This window comes from Mediterraneibacter massiliensis (genome assembly GCF_001487105.1).
In the GTDB taxonomy this organism is placed as follows: domain Bacteria; phylum Bacillota; class Clostridia; order Lachnospirales; family Lachnospiraceae; genus Mediterraneibacter; species Mediterraneibacter massiliensis.
Genome location: NZ_LN913001.1, coordinates 1,164,665 through 1,186,664, shown reverse-complemented (window position 1 = coordinate 1,186,664; position 22,000 = coordinate 1,164,665). Strand labels below are relative to the sequence as shown.

General features: G+C 43.4%; 18 protein-coding genes. 6 read left to right on the top strand and 12 right to left on the bottom strand.

Annotated features, from left to right (window positions below; translation table 11 throughout):
* Positions 1-9: 9 nt before the first annotated feature.
* Complete coding sequence (locus BN3282_RS09980) at positions 10-792, bottom strand: ZIP family metal transporter (RefSeq protein WP_059068835.1); 783 nt, start codon at positions 790-792, stop codon at positions 10-12.
* 84 nt (positions 793-876) lie between these two features.
* A complete protein-coding gene (locus BN3282_RS09975) occupies positions 877-1,464 on the bottom strand; it encodes a DUF3793 family protein (protein ID WP_059068834.1) in 588 nt (195 codons plus the stop codon).
* 231 nt (positions 1,465-1,695) lie between these two features.
* Between BN3282_RS09975 and BN3282_RS09970 the strand changes: the two genes are divergently transcribed.
* On the top strand, positions 1,696-2,118 hold the full coding sequence (locus BN3282_RS09970; RefSeq protein WP_059068832.1) for a hypothetical protein: 423 nt from the start codon (positions 1,696-1,698) through the stop codon (positions 2,116-2,118).
* A gap of 93 nt (positions 2,119-2,211) precedes the next feature.
* Here BN3282_RS09970 and BN3282_RS09965 read toward each other — a convergent pair whose 3' ends face one another.
* The 4 genes from BN3282_RS09965 to BN3282_RS09950 all read right to left on the bottom strand — a co-directional run bounded on the left by BN3282_RS09965 (position 2,212) and on the right by BN3282_RS09950 (position 8,969).
* Positions 2,212-3,858: a hypothetical protein gene (locus BN3282_RS09965; RefSeq protein ID WP_059068830.1), complete on the bottom strand. Its 1,647-nt coding sequence runs from the start codon at positions 3,856-3,858 to the stop codon at positions 2,212-2,214.
* 60 nt (positions 3,859-3,918) lie between these two features.
* On the bottom strand, positions 3,919-5,364 hold the full coding sequence (locus BN3282_RS09960) for a TrkH family potassium uptake protein (RefSeq protein WP_059068829.1): 1,446 nt from the start codon (positions 5,362-5,364) through the stop codon (positions 3,919-3,921).
* A gap of 9 nt (positions 5,365-5,373) precedes the next feature.
* Positions 5,374-6,732, bottom strand: a complete 1,359-nt coding sequence (gene trkA, locus BN3282_RS09955) for a Trk system potassium transporter TrkA (RefSeq protein ID WP_059068827.1) — start codon at positions 6,730-6,732, stop codon at positions 5,374-5,376.
* Between the two features lie 161 nt (positions 6,733-6,893).
* On the bottom strand, positions 6,894-8,969 hold the full coding sequence (locus BN3282_RS09950; RefSeq protein WP_059068826.1) for an elongation factor G: 2,076 nt from the start codon (positions 8,967-8,969) through the stop codon (positions 6,894-6,896).
* A gap of 230 nt (positions 8,970-9,199) precedes the next feature.
* Here BN3282_RS09950 and BN3282_RS09945 point away from each other — a divergent pair, with 230 nt between their 5' ends.
* Positions 9,200-10,309, top strand: coding sequence for a prephenate dehydrogenase (locus BN3282_RS09945; RefSeq protein ID WP_059068824.1), 1,110 nt, complete (start codon positions 9,200-9,202; stop codon positions 10,307-10,309).
* A 34-nt stretch (positions 10,310-10,343) separates the two neighbouring features.
* Complete coding sequence (gene aroA / locus BN3282_RS09940; RefSeq protein ID WP_059070368.1) at positions 10,344-11,636, top strand: 3-phosphoshikimate 1-carboxyvinyltransferase; 1,293 nt, start codon at positions 10,344-10,346, stop codon at positions 11,634-11,636.
* 17 nt (positions 11,637-11,653) lie between these two features.
* On the opposite strand, the gene folK is transcribed toward aroA, so the two are convergent.
* From folK to BN3282_RS09915, 5 genes are read right to left on the bottom strand one after another with little or no spacing between them, the layout of a single operon-like run.
* A complete protein-coding gene (gene folK / locus BN3282_RS09935) occupies positions 11,654-12,466 on the bottom strand; it encodes a 2-amino-4-hydroxy-6-hydroxymethyldihydropteridine diphosphokinase (RefSeq protein ID WP_059068823.1) in 813 nt (270 codons plus the stop codon).
* A 22-nt stretch (positions 12,467-12,488) separates the two neighbouring features.
* Positions 12,489-13,310 carry a dihydropteroate synthase gene (folP, locus tag BN3282_RS09930; RefSeq protein WP_059068821.1) on the bottom strand — a complete coding sequence of 274 codons (822 nt, stop codon included), beginning with the start codon at positions 13,308-13,310 and terminating at the stop codon, positions 12,489-12,491.
* The gene (locus tag BN3282_RS09925; RefSeq protein ID WP_059068819.1) at positions 13,307-13,798 is read right to left on the bottom strand and encodes an HD domain-containing protein; all 492 of its coding nucleotides are present in this window, start codon (positions 13,796-13,798) and stop codon (positions 13,307-13,309) included. The genes folP and BN3282_RS09925 overlap by 4 nt, the downstream gene beginning before the upstream one ends.
* 13 nt (positions 13,799-13,811) lie before the next feature.
* Complete coding sequence (gene folE / locus BN3282_RS09920) at positions 13,812-14,369, bottom strand: GTP cyclohydrolase I FolE (RefSeq protein ID WP_059068818.1); 558 nt, start codon at positions 14,367-14,369, stop codon at positions 13,812-13,814.
* A complete protein-coding gene (locus BN3282_RS09915) occupies positions 14,359-15,660 on the bottom strand; it encodes a bifunctional folylpolyglutamate synthase/dihydrofolate synthase (RefSeq protein ID WP_059068816.1) in 1,302 nt (433 codons plus the stop codon). Before BN3282_RS09915 ends, folE begins: the two co-directional genes overlap by 11 nt.
* A gap of 271 nt (positions 15,661-15,931) precedes the next feature.
* Between BN3282_RS09915 and BN3282_RS09910 the strand changes: the two genes are divergently transcribed.
* From BN3282_RS09910 to BN3282_RS09900, 3 genes are all read left to right on the top strand, one after another.
* Positions 15,932-17,680 (top strand): IS1634 family transposase, encoded by a 1,749-nt coding sequence (locus tag BN3282_RS09910; protein ID WP_059066375.1) that lies wholly within the window; start codon positions 15,932-15,934, stop codon positions 17,678-17,680.
* Positions 17,681-18,193: 513 nt separating this feature from the next.
* A complete protein-coding gene (locus tag BN3282_RS09905; protein ID WP_059066375.1) occupies positions 18,194-19,942 on the top strand; it encodes an IS1634 family transposase in 1,749 nt (582 codons plus the stop codon).
* A gap of 249 nt (positions 19,943-20,191) precedes the next feature.
* Positions 20,192-20,803 carry a VanZ family protein gene (locus BN3282_RS09900; protein ID WP_059068815.1) on the top strand — a complete coding sequence of 204 codons (612 nt, stop codon included), beginning with the start codon at positions 20,192-20,194 and terminating at the stop codon, positions 20,801-20,803.
* Positions 20,804-20,824: 21 nt separating this feature from the next.
* Here the strand turns inward: BN3282_RS09900 and BN3282_RS09895 are convergent, their stop codons facing one another.
* On the bottom strand, positions 20,825-22,000 hold the full coding sequence (locus BN3282_RS09895; RefSeq protein ID WP_059068813.1) for a SpoIIE family protein phosphatase: 1,176 nt from the start codon (positions 21,998-22,000) through the stop codon (positions 20,825-20,827).

The following is a 22,000-nucleotide window of genomic DNA, read 5'->3' as shown; positions in this document are numbered from 1 at the left end:
TATAAATAGTCAGCCTAACGCTACATCCAAGATCATCATCAAAGCAAAACCGAACGCTACCCCGATCGTACTGATATTGGAATGCTTTCCAATCTGTGCCTCCGGGATCAGTTCTTCTACAACCACATAGATCATAGCGCCCGCGGCAAAAGACAATAGATATGGCAAAAGAGGTACAACCAATCCTGTCAGTAATATAGTGCCAAAAGCCGCTATCGGCTCTACGATCCCGGACAACGCTCCATATGCAAAAGCTCTTCCTTTAGATAGCCCCTGGCTTTTTAAAGGCATGGAGATAATAGCTCCCTCAGGGAAATTCTGGATCGCGATGCCGACTGCCAGAGCAAATGCCCCTGCCATAGTCATCACATTATTCTGAGACAAAACGCCCGCAAATGTAACACCTACCGCCATGCCTTCCGGAATATTGTGAAGAGTCACTGCCAGGACAAGCATCGTTGTTTTTTTTAAATGGGCCGGAACCCCTTCTGGTTTTTCCTCTGTAAAATGCAAATGCGGAGTTAACGTATCCAACAGCAGCAAAAATCCCATTCCAAGTAAAAAACCTCCTGCCGCTGGGATCCAGGCGATCCCGCCCTTTTGTTCTGCCATCTCAATAGACGGAAGCAGCAGTGACCAGACAGATGCCGCAATCATCACTCCCGACGCAAAACCTAGAAGAAGTTTCTGCAGCGCCTCATTCATTCCTTTTCTCATAAAAAAGACCATCGCCGCTCCAAGCGTCGTCCCGGCAAACGGTATAAAAATTCCGATCAGCGTATTTGTATCCATATGCATTCTCTCCCCTTTATTTGTCTTCCATAAAATTTTACCGATGTCTTATCATATGCAAAGAAGAAAGATTTTGTCAATATTCTATTGCGCAATTTCCTGAATACTTTTTCCGATCAAAAATTCATTGACTGCATGATCTTTAGCACGGTCGTATGCATTGAAGGTCGTCTGTGCTTCTGAAATATCCCCATATACCTTCCAATATCCGCTCATCCGATACCGCTGCCCTTCGTTCTCGATAAAACCACTGACATCCTCCGCCGGATATCCCAGGAAAACGCCTATCTCATGAGGAAATCCCATTCCTCGTTCAGAAAAAACACATACTCGTTCAGATAATCTACTTAAACATGGCTCCAGATCCTTGCTATGATAGCCAAACGCTTCCAATAAACTCCGTATATCCGGGCGAATCAAATACTCCTGCAACTCTTTGGCATGAAAAAACAGAATAAGAGATTTCTCCTCCATACTGCAAAGTTTCCGATAGGAAATATCCATTTCCCGAAATATTTCTTCTAACTCTTCGTAGAGAATACTTTCCACCGTGATCACCGATGAAATCTTCAGCCCTTTTAAAAAGGGGGCGCACTGAAGCACAATTTGAAACTTCAGACGTAGTTTCTGATCACTGTTTTTTAAAAAGTAAGATAAGACTTCCGCCGGCATGCTTTCCTCCTATATATTGAGAATAGTTTTCAATTCACTTTATGATAACATACCGTTTTTCCTCTTTCAACGTATGTTTTTGATAAACTTTCTCACTATATTCTTTCTTTGATTTTCTGTTATTTTATCCTTTTTTTAGTTGTTCCATGCACTGCTTTAGTGTATAATATTTATAAGATCTTTGAGAGGTGAGAAGTCTCAAAAATACATACATATAAGGAGAGATTCGCCATGGTAAATTTAATAACAGGCCCTAGAGGCAGCGGAAAAACACAACAAATGATAGACCTTGCCAACGAAAAGGTAAAGACGTCCAACGGAAATGTAGTTTTAATTAAAAAAAGCCACAAGGATACGTATACTGTAGATTTTAATATCCGTGCGATCCGTATGGCTGATTATAAGGATATTCTGACTTTGGAGGAATTTGTAGGATTCCTTTACGGCATGGTAGCCGGCAACCATGATATTGAAGCAATTTTTATTGACAGTGTTCTTAAACAGGTAAATATTACATTAGAAAGCCTTCCTGCTTTTCTTCAAAAGCTAAGCAAAATCTCCAACGAAAATAATATTGAGTTCTATCTGAGTATCAGCGCAGATAAGAATGAAATTCCAGAAATAGATTCTCCTGATTATACTGTATTAAATTAGGTCTTTTATCTTCATACAAAAAACAGCAGAGATGTCTCCCTGCTGTTTTTTGTATCCTTATTTTCTAAAATTTTCCTGTTTTCTTCCGAACTATCATTCTTCATCCCTTACCCTGTCCTCGACCTGCTTGACTGCCTCTTTTCCATTCAAGGACAAAACTGTATTGCTCGGTTCTCCTTCTTTATACTCTACCGTCACCTCGTCTCCTTCATTGAATTTGATGATATCAATGAAATCCACGACCGGTATATCAAAGATGTCTTCCGAACCTTCCAGCATAATATAATAATGTGAGTTTCCTTCAATAACACTCTGTGCTATCTTCGTGATCTTTCCAGAAACAGTCAGTATATCTCTCGTGTCTTCCTCTGTCTGCTTAATGCCATTTTCATACATAAGTGTCGTGTAGTTATCTTCACACGCACTGACCGTATCCCCGATCGCTACGATCTGGTATTTCTGCACGTTCACCATCGCATATTTTTTCACCAGACCTGCATCATCCTTCAAAGCAATAAAATATGTGGGTTCCCCGGAAATATTAAGCAAGAGCGGGAAAGCAGCCTTATATTTCAGATTCTGTACCTGACCTTCCGCGGACGACATCGCCGATGACTCTGTCGCTCCCTCTACTTCGTAGAACTTTGTTTCCATAGTACGCTGGTTCATCAACACAAAGCCTACATTAGACTGATCTCCTGTGATAGAAGTTACCCCGGTATATACCCAGACATCATCATTGATCGCCAGATAATTATACCCGTCTGTCGTGTGAAGACAATCTTTCTGTCCTAATATACTGTTAAAAAACCCATGCTTTAACGTTCCATAATAATCATACAATTCCACCAGCAGATCTGCAGAGTATGCCCGGTCTATCCATTCCGGTGCATCTTCTATACTATAATCTTCTGTCTCTCCGGTGACCGCATTGCACAGCACGACTCTTCCGATCGTTTCTCCGCCAAACAGGCCAATATTAAATTTTTTCACCGGACATATCCAATACGGAACCCCTGAATCATCAATCTCAAAACTAAGATCGTTAAAAATATATGTCGGATATTTAAAACGCAGATGTCGGTAAATATTTCGGTTGAAATGATCGCTTTCCGTATATTTCATGCCCTCGTCCAATTTTACCAACTCTGTGTTCTGTGTCGCCATGTCTATCTTGATATACGCCGGAATCCCTTCGCTCTGGTTTGTCAGCCATTTGATGATGTTGGCATACCGCAAAGGAGATACCCGCACAGGCTGGTTCTGGTAGTTGATCTGACTGTACAGTTCATCTACCTCAAACTGGGAGACCATATCTACCATACTTCCCATCTTCCTGTTCCCTAAGATTGCCGCCGAATCCTTATCCAAAAGTGGAATCTGGTCAAATGAAAGTTCCTCGATGTCTTTTGAAAACTCTCCGTTATCCACAGACATCAGTTTTTGATATTTTCTGGCGTTGACGATCGGAGAAGACAAAAGTGTTCCTGCAAGATAGACGATCACAACAGCCGCTAATATCCCCAGAATAACCTTCAGCCCTTTAGAAGTTTTTAACTCGTATCTGTTTAACCTCTTTTTCCTCACATAATATACTGCCGCCAACACAAGGAGCATAATGAGAAATATCCAAAATCCCGTAGAATGGATATTAATCGCAGGCAGAGCCACGTAATAATAAATTCCCGCCAAAAGCAGGACTGCAATCACTGCCATAATCTTTGTCTTAAAATTTTTCATCTTTTCCTCCTAAAATGAAATAACAAAATTGTCTCGTTCCCTCTTTATCTTCGCTGTACATTAAAATTTCCTTCTCCACAGATCTGGTGAAAAGATAATCAGATAAGGAATAATTTCCAGACGTCCAACCAGCATATCTATGCAAAAAACAATCTTGGACAAAGGGGAGAACATATGGAAATTCTCAATCGGCCCTACCTGCGCGATACCCGGTCCCACATTGTTTACCGTTGTCAGTACTCCGCTGAAGGAAGTCGCAAAGTCAAAATTATCAATAGATACAAGAAGTATGGATCCTATAATGACCAGTATGTATGCAATAAAGTAAAGATATACACCCTGCATTGTATCCCGACCTACTTTTTTTCCATTCACCCGCACGATCGTCACAGATTTCGGATGCAGTATCCTTCTTATCTCCTGCCGGATTGTCTTTAACAAGATCAGCAGTCTTGAAACTTTGATCCCGCCGCCTGTGCTCCCTGCGCACGCTCCCACGACCATCAAGGCAAGCAAGATAGCCTTGGACAATTCCGGCCACAGATCATAATTTGCCGTACAAAAACCGGTTGTCGTAATGATGGAGGCAACTTGGAAAGAGGCATAGCGGAAAGCCTCTGCCACGCCTTCATACATATGAGAAATATTGATCGTGATCACAGCAACAGAAGCCGCGATGATTCCAAGATATGTCCGCAGTTCTTCATTTTTCAACGCACTTTTCCATTTTTTTAACCGAATCAGAAAATATAAATTAAAATTAACTCCGAATAAAATCATAAAAACCGTGATCACGCCGTCAATATACGCGCTGTCATAATAGGCCACGCTTGCGTTTCTGTTGGAGAAGCCTCCCGTCCCCGCAGTACTAAAAGCATGAAGCAATGCAGCATAAAAACTCATCCCGCCGAGCATGAGCATGATCACTTCTGCAACAGTCAGCACAAAATACATTGCGTATAAGATCTTCGCCGAATGCCTCGCCCTGGGCACCAGCTTATCTGCCTCCGGTCCCGGAACTTCTGCACGCATCAAATGCATAGAGTGATCATCTTCCAAGGTCGTAAGCATCATGACGAACACGAGCACGCCCATACCGCCTATCCAATGCGTCAGACTTCGCCAAAAAGCAATCCCTTTAGGCAGTATTTCAATATCTGTCAGTATTGTAGAGCCTGTTGTCGTAAAACCGGAAACTGTCTCAAAAAACGCATCCAGATAATTAGGGATGCTTCCGGAAAGAAAAAACGGCAACGCACCAAATAAAGACCACAATACCCATGCAATCCCGACGATCACAAAGCCTTCCTTTCCGTATATCGTCTTTTCCTGCGGAGCCTTTTTCCCGAAGAGGAAAAAAAGGAACCCTAATACTACGCTGACGATTAAAAAAGACAGAGAACTTTCCTCCCCATATAAGAAAGAAACCAGCGCTGGGATCAAAAGTACTGCTCCTTCTACCCCCAGCATTTTCCCTAAAATATATAATATCATCCTCTTATTCATGAGCCGCACCTACATCAAAATATCCCGAATATCCTGGATCTGTTTTTCCATGGTCACAACGATCACACTGTCTCCCACCTGGATACAGTCCTCGCCATTCGGAATAATGATTTTTCGCTTTCTCGCAATACATGCGATCAGATTATTGGATTTCAATGGCAATTCTTTTAGCGGAACTCCGGTATATTCTGTCTCTGATTTTACAATAAATTCCAGTGCCTCTATCTTATCATCTACAAGCTGATAGAGCGTTTCCACATTTACACTTCCCTGTGAATTTCTCCTCGCCCGTACATAGCTAAGTATAGCGTCTGCTGTCACGGTTTTTGCCGATACAATGCTGTCCAGACCAAAGTCCTCTATCATCTTTGCTCTCCGATCCTCATTGATCTTGACAATGATCTTATCTACTCCCTGTCCTTTGGCAAATAAAGACATGATGATATTTTCCTCATCCATACCTGTCAGCGCGATAAAAGCGTCTGCTTCCCCTATGCCTTCCTCTATCAGCAGATCATGATCTGAAGCATCGCCGTTGATGATCGTCGCCTTTGGCAAGAGCTCACTTAACTTCTCACACTTTTCTTCTACTTTCTCGATAATCTTGACCTGCATGCCGATAGACAGCAGCTGGACGGCAAGATAATAGCTGACCCTTCCTCCGCCGCAGAGGATTACTTTCCTGATTTTTTGTTTATGGTATCCTGCAAGCTTAAAGAACTGCTCGATCTCTTTATGCGATGCGGCAATGTGTATTCTGTCCCATTCTTCCAATATATAATCTCCCGACGGGATAAAAACCTCTCCGCTCCTTTCCACCGCGCATACCAGGAGCTTGATCTGTGATCTCGTATACATCTGGGCAAGAGACATTCCGATCAAAGGACTCTTTTTCGCCAATACATACTCTATAAGTTCCACCCGTCCTTTTACAAATGTCTCTATCTTACTTGCATCCGGGAAAAGCAAAAGCCTGGAGATTTCTCCTGCCATGGTAAGTTCCGGATTGACTACCATACTTAAATGCAGATCTTCCTTCAAAATATCGATCTGCTGATAATACATTGGATTTCTTACTCTCGCGATCGTATGCCTGGCTCCAAGCCGTTTTGCGATCAAACAACTCAGCATATTGCATTCATCTGTTGAAGTACATGCGATAACCAGATCTGCATGGGGAACGTCTGCTTCTTTCTGAACAGCTACGCTGCCCCCATCTCCGGTCACACAAAAAATATCCAGACGGTCTATTGCTGCCTTTAGCTTTTTCTCATTACTGTCAATCATGACAATGTCATACTGTTCGGCGGAAAGCGCCCGGGCAAGCTTATATCCTACTTTACCGTCCCCGATAATTACTATTTTCATTTGTCTTTTCCTCGATTTTCCTTCTCATTTTTCCTTTTTTGCCAACGGCAGACAAATTATAGCACTTTTATGTATAAACTACAATGCTTTTAGCACTTTCTTTATTCTCACTTTATATACATTGTGGGAGGAGGGCACTGCCCATCCTCCCACATATTTTTCTATTCTCCTGACTCTCTCGCCGCGATTTCTTTTTCCTGTACGTCTGACGGTGCCTGTTCATATCTTGCAAAGTCATATTCATAAGTTCCTCTGCCGCCGGTCATGGAACGCAGCGTCGTGCAGTATCCAAACAATCCGGTCATTGGAATATCTGCTTCTATCACCTGCTTGCCGCCTGCGATCGGATTCATGCCCAGCACACGTCCACGCCGCTTGTTTAAGTCACCCATCACATCTCCTGTATAATCATCCGGCACAGTCACTTTCAGAGACGCGATCGGTTCCATCAGTACCGGTCCTGCCTCCATAAATCCTTTTTTGAATGCCTGGCTCGTCGCTGTCTTGAACGCCATCTCAGAAGAATCTACCGGGTGATAAGAGCCGTCATAGAGGATTGCTTTCACGCCGACTACCGGATACCCTGCAAGAGGACCTTTCAATACCGAATCCTGGAGTCCTTTTTCCACTGCCGGGAAGTAGTTTTTCGGCACAGCTCCTCCGACTACACATTCCTCAAATACAAACGGCTTTTCCAGATCTCCGGAAGGTTCAAATTTCATCTTCACATGTCCATACTGTCCATGCCCACCGGTCTGCTTTTTATATTTCATATCTACATCGGATTTTTTGCGTATCGTCTCTCTAAAAGCAACTTTCGGCGTCTCCAGTGTGATCTCCACCTTATACCTGGCCGCGAGTTTGCTCGCCGCGATCTCCAAATGCTGTTCGCCCATTCCATACAGCAGTGTCTGCCTGTTCTCACTGTCATTGACCGCTTTCAGAGTCACATCTTCTGCGGTCATCTTTGCAAGTGCCTGCGACACTTTATCTTCGTCGCCTTTATTCTTCACACGATACCGCATGTATGTATATGGTACCGAATATTCTGTCTTGGCGTAGGTAACCGTCGTTCCTTTTGTGGAAAGTGTGTCACCTGTACGGGTGTTGGTCAGCTTCGCGATCGCTCCGATATCTCCCGCAAACAACTCCGATACCTCAGACGGTTTGTTCCCGCACATTGTATAGAGTTTGCCGGGCTTTTCCTCTGCCTCTGCATCCGCATTGTATAAGACATCATCTCCTTTTAATACGCCCGAACAAACTTTTACGAATGAATATTTTCCGATAAACGGATCTACCATTGTCTTAAATACGTATGCTGTCTTTGCTTTTGCAAAGTCATAATTTGCTTCAAAAATATCATTGGTCGTCCTATTGATACCGGCACAGGTGCGCTTATCCGGACTTGGGAAAAATCTTACAATATCAGAGAGCAGATTTGCCACCCCCTGTGCCTGCAGATTCGATCCCATTGCCACAGGAACAATATCTCCGTCCATAACCTCTGTACGCATCGCCGAACGTATCTCCTCGACCGAGAATTCTTCTCCGTTAAAATATCTTTCCATAAATTCTTCACTTGTCTCTGCCACAGATTCCATAAGCGCGTCTCTTAAGATCTGAAGGTTGGGCAGACAGTACTCCGGAATCTCACATTCTTCTCGCTGTCCCACACCTGTATAGCGGCGGCCTGCATTTTTAATGACATTGATATATCCGACCAATTTTTCATTTTCACGGATCGGCTGGAAATGTGGTGCTATCTTCTTTCCATACCGTGCGGTCAGATCTTCGACTACCTGCCGAAAACTTGCGTCATCTACGTCCATCTCTGTCACATAGATCATGCGCGGAAGATTGTATTTGTCACATAGTTCCCATGCCTTTTCTGTGCCTACCTGTACGCCGGCCTTACCCGACACTACTATAACCGCTGCGTCCGCCGCACTAACTGCTTCTTCTACTTCACCGACAAAATCAAAATACCCCGGTGTATCCAGAATATTGATCTTTGCCTTTTCCCATTCTATTGGAACCAGGCTGGTGCTGATCGAGAAACCGCGCTTCTGTTCTTCTTTGTCAAAATCACCGACTGTATTTGCGTCTGCGATCTTTCCCATGCGTGTAGATGCCCCCGATACATACAACATCGCTTCTACAAGACTTGTCTTTCCGCTCCCGCCATGTCCGAGCAATACTACGTTTCTAATCTCGTCTGTTCTGTAAACCTTCATGCTGCTGCCTCCTTGTGTGTAGTTTTCTATGTGCACAGCTCGTCACGTTCTCTCTGCGCGCATATATCATATGTGTATATTGTACTAAAACCCAACAATAATTACAACTATTTTATTAAGTTTTAACAACTATTCCACATTTTTTTCTGACACGCATCTTCCATTTTACTTTTATAATGCAAAGTGATAAAATATTGGACATGAGTTATACCTTAGAAAGGACTATGAGCATGCATACAACTATCTCACTTAAAAAAATTGGTTTTATCGGTCTTGGGCTGATCGGCGGTTCTATTGCCAAAGCAATACGGCTATACTATCCGGACTGTGAGCTGATCGCATTTGATAAAAATAAAGAAACTCTTGCTCTTGCGATCGCAGAGGGAACGATCCACACCTCCTGTTCTTCTATAGACGACAATTTCAAACACTGTGACTATATTTTTCTGTGCGCTCCGATCTCTTATAATGCAGCCTATCTTTCTCAATTAGAAAAATATATGGACAGAAACTGTATACTCACCGATGTAGGCAGTGTCAAAACTTCCATCCACCGGGAAGTCATCGCTCTTGGTATGGAAGAATATTTTATCGGCGGACATCCTATGGCCGGATCGGAAAAAAGTGGTTTTGTCAACTCGAAAGCGCATCTGATCGAAAACGCATATTATATCCTCACGCCATCCGCGAAAGTATCGGAAGAAAAAGTACAGGCATACTGTGCTTTCGTAGAATCTTTAAAGGCGCTCCCGATTTTGTCGGACTATAAAACACACGATCAGATCACCGGCACGATCAGTCATCTGCCGCATATCATTGCTTCCTGCCTTGTCAATTTTGTAAAAGATACTGACACAAAGGAAGAACTTATGAAAATGCTGGCTGCCGGAGGTTTCAAAGACATTACCCGTATTGCCTCCTCCTCCCCGGTCATGTGGCAGCAGATCTGCCTGAAAAACAAGGAAAACATCGCAAAAATACTGGAACAATATATAGAGGAACTAAAACAGGCAAAAACCTGGATTGAAAATGGAGCCGAGCAGAAACTATATACCATGTTTGAATCTTCCAGAGATTACCGGAATTCCGTGCCCAACTCTTCCGCCGGCCCGATCAAAAAGCAATTTGCTCTTTACTGTGATATTGTCGACGAGGCCGGGGGGATTGCCACGATTGCCACGATACTTGCAAGCAACCACATCAGTATCAAAAATATCGGTATCGTCCACAACAGGGAATTCGAAGAAGGTGTTCTGCGCATTGAATTTTATGATGAGGGATCTTCTGAAAATGCCGGACGGCTTCTTAGAAAATATCGATATATCGTCTATGAGATTTAAGGAGAATACATACGAGAAAGGATTGGATAAAAAAATGGAATTATGCAGTATCAATGGCTTAAAAGGAACCATTACCGTACCGGGAGACAAGTCTGTGTCTCACCGCTGTATCATGTTTGGTTCCATTGCGAATGGAATAACAGAAGTCGAAAATTTCTTAAAGGGAGCTGACTGCCGCGCCACGATCCAGTGCTTCCGCACACTGGGGATCGAAATCGAAGAAAACGGTTCTTCTGTTCGTATACACGGAAAGGGGCTGCATGGGCTTATGCCGCCTACAGATATTTTAGATGTAGGAAACAGCGGCACAACAACCCGACTCTTAGCCGGTATTTTAGCCGGACAACCTTTTGATTCCAAACTTTCTGGAGATGCTTCTTTAAATGCCCGCCCTATGAAGCGGATCATGGAACCACTTACGCAAATGGGCGCAAATATCTCCAGTATTTTACGAAACGACTGTGCCCCGCTTTATATCACACCCGGAAAACTTCATGGCATCCACTATTCTTCTCCGGTAGCATCTGCGCAAGTAAAATCTTGTATTCTTCTTGCCGGTCTGTATGCGGACACTGAAACTTCTGTGACAGAACCAAGCCTTTCCCGAAATCATACAGAACTTATGCTCAGAGAATTCGGAGCAGACCTCCATTCCAGCCATGCTCTGGACAGCACACAGGCAACTGTCTCCCTAAACCCAGGCAGAGAACTCTATGGACAGCGCATCCTTGTACCCGGCGATATTTCTTCTGCCGCATATTTTATTGCCGCCGGCCTGTTGGTCCCGGATTCCGAGATCTTGATCCAGAATGTGGGCATCAATCCTACCAGAGCAGGACTTTTAAAGGTCTGCGAAGACATGGGGGCAGACATCACTCTTCTCAATGAACACACCCAGAGCGGCGAACCGATCGCCGATATTCTCGTGCGCACAAGTACTCTGCACGGCACTACCATAGAGGGAGACATCATTCCTACTCTGATCGACGAGATCCCGATCATCGCTGTGATGGCGGCAGCGGCCGAAGGGACCACCATCATCCGTGATGCCGCCGAATTAAAAGTCAAAGAAACGGACCGGATCGAGACGATCACAGATAATCTGCTGGCCATGGGCTGTGCAGTCACCGCCACAGAAGATGGTATAGTGATCCATGGAGGCCGCCCACTAAAAGGCGCTGTCATCCACACACTATTAGATCACAGGATTGCTATGGCATTCAGCATTGCAGCACTGATCGCCAAAGGCAATACACAGATCTTAGACAGTAAATGTGTAGACGTATCCTACCCTCAGTTTTACGACACATTTGAAGAATTACTATAAAACAAAGGGAGCTGGGTTTATCCCAGCTCTTCTAGCATCTCTCTGACTGTCTTTCCATATACCGGATGTCTCTTATACGGCGCGATTTCATGCAAGGGCGCAAGGACAAATTTCCTCTTATGCATCTCTACATGGGGAATACAAAGTGTTTCCTCCTGACAGATCATATCATCATAAAAAATAATATCCAGATCCAGCGTCCGCGGTCCCCAATGGATCACTCTTTCGCGTCCGGCCTCCTGCTCGATCTCATGGAGCCTGGCAAGCAGTTCACCCGGCATGAGCAGTGTCTTCAGTTCCAGACATGCATTTAAGAAATCTTCCTGCTCTGTAAATCCATAAGGAGGCGTTACAAGATAAGAAGACACCTTCTCTACTTTGCATCCTTTCGTTTCTTTCAACTTCCCCACTGCCATATCCAGATACTTCTCTTTCTCTCCCATATTCGATCCAAGCGCGATATAGGCGGTATGCCAGCCTCTTTCGATCTCCACAGATACCGTTTTGAGGGGCAGTCCCACAGGCGCCCATGGCTTTTTTATTTCCAATTTTATCTTTTTTAAAAGCGGCGTATGTAAAAGCAATTCTTCTGCCAGACGCTCTGCCGCGCGTTCGATCAGCTTACACGTATTCTCTTTCATAAAACGATCGATAAACTGGCTGACCTCTCCGTAGTGGATGGAAGCCGTCAGTTCATCTGTCATTCCAGCTTTCCTTGTATCTACATACAATACGGCAGAGACAAGAAACTTCTGTCCGAGCACGTTTTCTTCCGGAAATACTCCATGTCTGGCAAACACTTCCAGATCTTCTATCTTGATTTTGTCCATTCTTTTATTTCCTTTCCCGTTCTTACCGGTCTGTTGTGTGTTCCCTCAACAACGCTTCCGTCATCTGCACCGCCCGTTTATTTTTCTTCACATCATGTACTCGCACAAAAGCGCAGCGTTTTTGTACTCCAAACACAGTTGTCACAAGCGTGCCTTCTTCTCTTTCTTCTGCCGGGAGATCCAGTGTCAGCCCTATCACTGATTTTCTGGATGTCCCTAGTAAGATCGGATACCCAAGATCATGCAGGATCTCCAGACGATGTATGATCTCCAGGTTCATCTCACATGTTTTGGCAAATCCTACTCCTGGATCCAAAATGATCTTATCCTCTTCAATACCGGCTTTCTGTGCCAGTTTTACGCTCTCCTGCAGATCTTCTATAAAATCCTGCAGGAAATTTTTATACTCCATATTTGTACGATTATGCATCAGACAGCAGGGCACCTTATATGCGGCGATCAAAGCCGCCATTTCCTCATCCGCCTTCAGCCCCCATATATCGTTGACCAGATCTGCGCCTGCCTCCAGCGCCGCCTTAGCCACTTTGCTCTTATATGTATCCACAGAAACCGGAATATCGTATTCCTGCCTGATCTTCTCGATCACCGGAACAACACGGTCGATTTCTTCTTCATCTGGGATCCGTGTATGTCCGGGTCTTGTAGATTCTCCGCCTATATCCAGAATATCCGCTCCGTCCGCTATCATCTCTCCTGCGTGAAACAACGCCTTATCCATCTGGTTATATCGTCCCCCGTCAGAAAAAGAATCCGGCGTCACATTCAGGATACCCATGATATATGTCTTGTTCTCTGTATCAAAAAATCTATTCCCTATTTTCACCTTTCTATCTCCTTATTTTTCTTTTCTTCAGACCAACTGCACAGTTTCTCTGCCGGACATGCATAACACATCCGGGATTTCTTGTCACTTTCACAGAGCAGTTTTTCCAACGGCTCCATATTTTCCCTCGCTTTTCTATGTCCCTTGACTGCCGTTACAATCTGCCGTATTTCCTCTTCCGTAAAACACTGCTCATTCGGTAGTGTACGTAAGATTTTCTCCGCAATCTGCGCAGAGGCCACTTCATGAGGTATCCCTTCCTCATACTGACAGCATTTTCCTACATCATGTAAAAGCGAAGCCGCGTAGATCCACTCCTTTTCTAACCCCAGATGTTCCTCCAGATTCTGTATATATGCGATTCGCGCCGTATCCAGCAGATGTTCCAACTGGTGCCTGCAAAAAATCCTGTCAGCTTCCAGTTCCTGCAGCCTTTTATAATATGCCTGGAATACAGGATGTTCCCAGATCGCATTGACTCTCTTCATCTTAGCAGCCCTCCTAACGACTCAGCATCCGGAAAAACTGTTCCTCCAGAGCAGGATCTCGGAGAAATGCTCCTCTACGGGCTAATGTAACTGTCTTGCTTCCCGGTTTTTTGATTCCTCTCATAGTCATGCACATATGCTCTGCTTCCAACAGTACAATTGCTCCTTTCGGATCTATATGTTCCATCAGCGCGTCCGCAATCTGACCAGTAAGCTGTTCCTGCAACTGCAGTCTCCTCGCAAACACTTCCACTGTACGTGCCAACTTGCTTAAACCCACGACCTTCCCGTTGGGTATATACGCAATATGCGCCTTTCCATAAAAGGGGAGCAGATGATGTTCGCAGGTCGAATAAAAGGTAATGTCCTTTTCTATTACCATCTCACTACTGTCCACGTGAAAAGTTTTCAAAAGATGTTCTCCTGCATCTTCTTCCATTCCCCCGCATATCTCTCGATACATACGAGCGATCCTGTCCGGTGTCTCCAAAAGACCTTCCCGATTTATATCTTCACCTATTCCTTCCAACAGAAGCCGGATCCCCTGCTTTACCTTCTCCTCATCTATCATCTATTTCTCTCCTTTTTTTCACAATCTCCAAAACTTCGCCCAGATAAGACAGCGAACCGAACACCAGGATCGCATCTTCTTCTCCCGCCTCCGCCATCGCTTTGTCCACCGCATTTTCGATACTTTTTTCCGCCTGCGCCGCCGGGCAATATTTTTCTGCTTCCTCAGCCAGCTTCTCTGCCGAAAGCGATCTCTCTTTATCCGGCAGATCCACCGTATGGACGGATGCCGCGAGAGGGCACATGATCTGTACGATCTTTGCGTATTCCTTATCTTTAAATACTCCCATAATGTAGATCAGCCGTCGCCCCGGCAGATAAGCTGTCACATTTTCATACAGGCGCCGTGCCGCATCTTCATTGTGCGCTCCATCTAGAATCATGAGAGGATGTTCTAAAATGCAGGAAAACCTGCCTGTCCATCTCGTCTTTTCCATTCCCCGGTACACACAGTTCGGTGCGATCTCATACCCTTTGTCTTTCAGCACTTCTATAATCTCCAGCGCGGTCACGGCATTCTCCACCTGATTATTTCCTGCCAGACATGTACGTATCCGGGGATACTCTTTATAAGAAAAACAGCTTCCCTTATAGGATCCTTCCAGTATTTCCACTGCGCTCATATCTGCTTCTATAAATGGACACGCTTTTTTATTCGCTTTTTTTTGCAAGATTTCTTTCACTTTTTCCTGCTGTCTTGTCGTAACCACTGTACAGCCTTGCTTTATGATGCCTGCCTTATTTTCTGTGATCGCTTCTACTGTATTTCCCAATATCCCCATATGATCTCTGCTAATAGAAGCAAATACCGCGCACAGCACGTTTTCTATTATATTCGTCGCATCCAGTGCACCGCCAAGCCCTGTTTCTAAAACAACAAGATTACACTTTTCTTCCCGGAAATACAAAAAAGCCATCGCCGTCTCTATCTCGAAAACTGTCGGATGGGGTTTTCCCGCAGCCTTCATTCGGGCAATCGCTTCTTTTATTCTCTGCGTCAGTCCTGCAAAGGACTCCTCTGTTATCATTTTGCCGTCTATCTGGATCCTCTCCAAATAGGAAACCACTGTCGGTGAAACATAGCGCCCGATCCTGTATCCTGCCTCACTTAAAATGGTTGAAGTGTATGCAAGTACAGAACCTTTTCCATTCGTTCCTGCAATATGTATGAACTTTAGATCATTCTGGGGATCGCCAAGCTCACGCAACAGACCTCGGATTGTATCCAAGCCAAGTACACTTCCGTATTTCGACACTTCGTCCAAATATACCCTTGCTTCTTGATAGGTCACGTTCTTTTTTCCTTTCTGTATTCAATCACTGATGTCCATCATACCACTAAATGAGATACCCGGCAAGTATTTCCTCTCACTCTGCCTAAAACTCATCTAAAACCTACAAAAATTCTTAAGAATTTCTTTTCGGTTTCCGGGGGTTTGACAGTTGAATAAAGAAAAAAACCTTACAATGCCTATAAAAAGGCACTTTTTTTGTCAAATTTTTTAAATTTATTAGTGCTTGTTTGTGCTAGTTGCGATATAATAAAAAGAAAAGAGGTTTTTTATGTACGTAAATATCACAGGTAGTGCAAACAACAAAGATGTATATATTTATCAGTCCTTCCGCAAAGAGAATGGAAAAACTTCCTCCCATATCTATAAAAAATTGGGAAAGATGAACGATCTCCTCGCACAATTCGACAATGATAAGGATAAGATGATGGCGTGGGCCAGAAACGAGGCAAAGAAAGAAACCGAACTTTATAATCTGAAAAATGGAAAAGTATCAGTGGACTTTTCACAAGGAGCTCGCATCCTAAAAAATGAACAGCGCCTTTTTAATACCGGATATCTCTTTCTCCAGTCTCTGGTTACAGAGCTCCGGCTGGATAAGATCTGTCGGTCGATCAAAAGTCGTCACAAGTATCAGTATGACCTGCTCGCTGTTTTTACGGATCTGATCTATGCACGCATTCTCCATCCTTCCAGTAAACGTGAAAGCTATGAGTACTGCAAAACTCTGCTGGAACCACCAAAGTATCATTTGCAGGATGTTTACCGCGCCCTTTCTGTTATTGCAGAAGAATCCGATTTTATACAAAGTGAGTTATACCGGAATTCCAACTTTGTCCATCCCCGGAACAAAAAAATCCTGTACTATGACTGCACAAACTTCTATTTCGAGATCGAGCAGGAAGATGAACTACGCAAATACGGCAAAAGCAAAGAACACCGACCAAATCCGATTGTCACCATGGGATTATTTATGGATGCGGATGGAATTCCTCTGTCTTTCGATATTTTTCCCGGAAACCAGAATGAGCAGACCACTTTAAAACCGTTAGAGCAAAAGATCATCCGGGATTTCAACTGCAGCGAATTTATTTTCTGTTCAGACAGTGGATTGGGTTCTCACAACAACCGCCGCTTCAACAGTTTCAACCACAGGGCTTATGTAATCACACATTCCCTGAAAAAAATGAAGGCGGAAGAGCGAAAAGAAGCGATGAATCCCACACAGTTCCGCAAGATAGGAGCACAGAAGTTCATCGACCTTCGTACACTGGATGAAACAGATGAAGAAATCTATAACTCCGTTTACTATAAGGAATATCCCCTTATAACAGGAGATATGGATGAGACACTGATTGTTACCTATTCTCCGAAATATGCTGCTTACCAGAGAAAGCTCCGGGAATGTCAGATTGAACGGGCACAAAAGATCTTGGATTCACCAGGAAAAAAGAGAAAAGGAACAAACCAAAATGACCCTATGCGGTTTGTAAAACGTACGACTGTTACCAAAGATGGAGAGATTGCTGAAAAAACAGTGTATGGACTTGATCAGGAACAGATAGAAAAAGAAGCAATGTATGATGGGTTCTACGCAGTAGTGACGAATCTGGAAGGAGACGTGGGTGATATCATCCGGATTAATCAGCAGCGTTGGGAAATAGAGGAAAACTTCCGGATCATGAAAGATGAACTCGGCTCCCGTCCCGCATTTGTCCGCCGAGAAGATCGGATCAAAGCCCATTTCATGACTTGCTATATCAGCCTGATTATTTATCGGCTCTTAGAGAAAAAGATTGGGAACAGATTCACTTGTGACCAGATCATCCAAACTCTGCGGGCCATGAATATGACCTTTTTAAGTGCTGCCAGTAGTTATATTCCTTCGTATACTCGCACGGAACTTACAGATGCTCTGCATCAGAGTTTTGGATTCCGTACGGATTACGAGATCATTACGAAAGCCTCTATGCGAACAATCATTAAAAATACAAAAATTTTAAAAAGACCTGAAATATAGCACATATCGATGCAAGACAAGAAACGGCTACACCTCCCATATTTACTGGGTTTGTAGCCGTTTTTTTCTCTTCTAACTGTCAAAGACGGGATTACATCTGTTTATTTGTCTGCATAGTATCATATTTTCTTGTATTTAACAATTTGTAAATGTATAATAATGAAAATAGTATAGAATTTTGTTGAATAATCATAGTCCAGTGGTGTGATGTAAAATGAGAATGGATAATAAAAACACATATTTTCTGCTATGTTTCATGAAAATAAAAAGCACCTGCCTAAGCTCTGTCGACCATGTTTTTTTATAAGCAGGGCGTAGCTGATCAGCAAGTAGACGAATTTATCTTGCCGGATAATATAGACGATTGTATTTGAGCAGTCGGGGGTTTGACAGTTGAATAAAGAAAAAAACCTTACAATGCCTATAAAAAGGCACTTTTTTTGTCAAATTTTTTAAATTTATTAGTGCTTGTTTGTGCTAGTTGTGATATAATAAAAAGAAAAGAGGTTTTTTATGTACGTAAATATCACAGGTAGTGCAAACAACAAAGATGTATATATTTATCAGTCCTTCCGCAAAGAGAATGGAAAAACTTCCTCCCATATCTATAAAAAATTGGGAAAGATGAACGATCTCCTCGCACAATTCGACAATGATAAGGATAAGATGATGGCGTGGGCCAGAAACGAGGCAAAGAAAGAAACCGAACTTTATAATCTGAAAAATGGAAAAGTATCAGTGGACTTTTCACAAGGAGCTCGCATCCTAAAAAATGAACAGCGCCTTTTTAATACCGGATATCTCTTTCTCCAGTCTCTGGTTACAGAGCTCCGGCTGGATAAGATCTGTCGGTCGATCAAAAGTCGTCACAAGTATCAGTATGACCTGCTCGCTGTTTTTACGGATCTGATCTATGCACGCATTCTCCATCCTTCCAGTAAACGTGAAAGCTATGAGTACTGCAAAACTCTGCTGGAACCACCAAAGTATCATTTGCAGGATGTTTACCGCGCCCTTTCTGTTATTGCAGAAGAATCCGATTTTATACAAAGTGAGTTATACCGGAATTCCAACTTTGTCCATCCCCGGAACAAAAAAATCCTGTACTATGACTGCACAAACTTCTATTTCGAGATCGAGCAGGAAGATGAACTACGCAAATACGGCAAAAGCAAAGAACACCGACCAAATCCGATTGTCACCATGGGATTATTTATGGATGCGGATGGAATTCCTCTGTCTTTCGATATTTTTCCCGGAAACCAGAATGAGCAGACCACTTTAAAACCGTTAGAGCAAAAGATCATCCGGGATTTCAACTGCAGCGAATTTATTTTCTGTTCAGACAGTGGATTGGGTTCTCACAACAACCGCCGCTTCAACAGTTTCAACCACAGGGCTTATGTAATCACACATTCCCTGAAAAAAATGAAGGCGGAAGAGCGAAAAGAAGCGATGAATCCCACACAGTTCCGCAAGATAGGAGCACAGAAGTTCATCGACCTTCGTACACTGGATGAAACAGATGAAGAAATCTATAACTCCGTTTACTATAAGGAATATCCCCTTATAACAGGAGATATGGATGAGACACTGATTGTTACCTATTCTCCGAAATATGCTGCTTACCAGAGAAAGCTCCGGGAATGTCAGATTGAACGAGCACAAAAGATCTTGGATTCACCAGGAAAAAAGAGAAAAGGAACAAACCAAAATGACCCTATGCGGTTTGTAAAACGTACGACTGTTACCAAAGATGGAGAGATTGCTGAAAAAACAGTGTATGGACTTGATCAGGAACAGATAGAAAAAGAAGCAATGTATGATGGGTTCTACGCAGTAGTGACGAATCTGGAAGGAGACGTGGGTGATATCATCCGGATTAATCAGCAGCGTTGGGAAATAGAGGAAAACTTCCGGATCATGAAAGATGAACTCGGCTCCCGTCCCGCATTTGTCCGCCGAGAAGATCGGATCAAAGCCCATTTCATGACTTGCTATATCAGCCTGATTATTTATCGGCTCTTAGAGAAAAAGATTGGGAACAGATTCACTTGTGACCAGATCATCCAAACTCTGCGGGCCATGAATATGACCTTTTTAAGTGCTGCCAGTAGTTATATTCCTTCGTATACTCGCACGGAACTTACAGATGCTCTGCATCAGAGTTTTGGATTCCGTACGGATTACGAGATCATTACGAAAGCCTCTATGCGAACAATCATTAAAAATACAAAAATTTTAAAAAGACCTGAAATATAGCACATATCGATGCAAGACAAGAAACGGCTACACCTCCCATATTTACTGGGTTTGTAGCCGTTTTTTTCTCTTCTAACTGTCAAAGACGGGATCATACCACTAAATGAGATACCCGGCAAGTATTTCCTCTCACTCTGCCTAAAACTCATCTAAAACCTACAAAAATTCTTAAGAATTTCTTTTCGGTTTCCTAATCTCTTTTCTCTATACTGATAATATCAGTCCAAAAGGAAACGGGAGGAATTCTTTATGAAATTTTTCATGTATCCGCTTTTATGCGTTTTTGTTCCATGTCTGCTCTGCAGTCTTTTATTGTATCTTGATCTGCGGCACAAATATCCACTGCGGCGTCTCTCTTATCTTGGCCTCCATCTTATATGGATCTGCATCTTTCTTTTTTATCTGTATATGGTACTGGAAACAACGGGAATCGGAACGATATGGGATATCGGGAAATTCGGTGCAGTCATCCGCCTTGAGGAAATCAATCTGCTTCCTTTTTCGAACACTTCCTTTGGCACCTGTTTTTTAAACGCATTCATGTTTATGCCTTTGGGTTTTTTGCTCCCACTCATCTGGAAAGAGTTCCAGACTCTCACAAACGTAGTGCTTGCCGCCTCCTCCTGGTCTCTTTCCATAGAAATATGTCAGCTTTTTAACAGAAGACGGACAGATATAGACGATCTGCTCATGAATACACTGGGCGCAATGATCGGCTTCTTTTGCTGGAAGTTCTTTGATCTTTGCTTTCAAAATCGAAAAAGAAAAGCCGTCTCACTCTCAAAATGGGAAGCCGCTCTCTATCTGATCTGTTCCATAGGAGGACAATTTTTCTTTCTGAATTGGTATTGGCTTCTCTGACATAGCAGAGAAGCCAATCTTTTAATAGTATTCTACCGTCGCTTTTTTCCCCATCTCTTCTGTCACCTGCAGAAGCTGTCCTACCAGATTCATTCGCATACTTAGATCGAAACTTAACTCTGAGTTCTTATGCGCCGCATTGACGGCTGTTCCCACAAACAATTTAAGCTCCGTACACTCTTCTATCAATATTTTCGCCAGTCTGGATGCCCCGTTGTCTGCGTCCAGTTCATCAAAAAACTCTACATCAAACTCGTCTTTTACATAGCGTCTCAAAAGCTTTAACACTTTTCCCAGCGTCAAAACCCCTTCCGTCACCAGATCCAGCCCTTCTATAACAGCCATAGGCGGCACATCCGGGGACGTATGATCTACACGTGTGATAATGTCCTTATGTAGGATACGCGCCGCTATATTCGCGCTTGTTCCCCCACAGACAATTTTCTTTCCTTCCGCATGCATAAAATCATACATTAATTTTTCATCGTCTGCTTTGTCTTTCGGCGGCCCGGTAAAAATATTTACCACTTTTCTTTCGATCACTCTTGCCACTGCCACCGTCGTATCGTCTCCCGGCCGTTCTTCATACAATTCATCACATGCCTGGCTCAACAGTGCTGCAAGTCGGGAAGCGGACAGTGTTTTCTTTGTACAGCGCAGCGTATATTCTGCCATACTTTCCCAGGTCCATCCCTGCAAGTTCAATATTTCTCCTGCTCCTGCATAGATCACACCGTCACTCATTAATACAAAACAGTCGTTTTTCTTAACCTGAAACCTGTATTCATGAATTTTTTTCCCTTCGATCGTTCTCTCCTGATAAGGATATTGTACGATTTTCCCATCCCGGATAAATACACAGCCCGGATTGTCAAACTCCACCAGATAGGCTTCCCCGCTGTGAAAAATCTGCAGGATGGAAAAAGTCGCATAGGCCACTTTTCTGACCCGACAGATTGGGAGCGTCTTCGCGATTGTCTCTACACAGGAATCCAACGCCGCTCCTTCATGAAGCATCGTCCCCAGTATTTTAGAAGTGAGCGTGGCCAGAATATTTGCTTTTACTCCGCTCCCCATTCCGTCTGCAAGGATCAGAATATCAGAATCTTCCGTCTTTAGGATCTCCACCTTATCTCCGCACAATTCTTCCTGGTATTTGTTCAGGCTTTTCCAGGCAACATCAATGCTCACACTCAT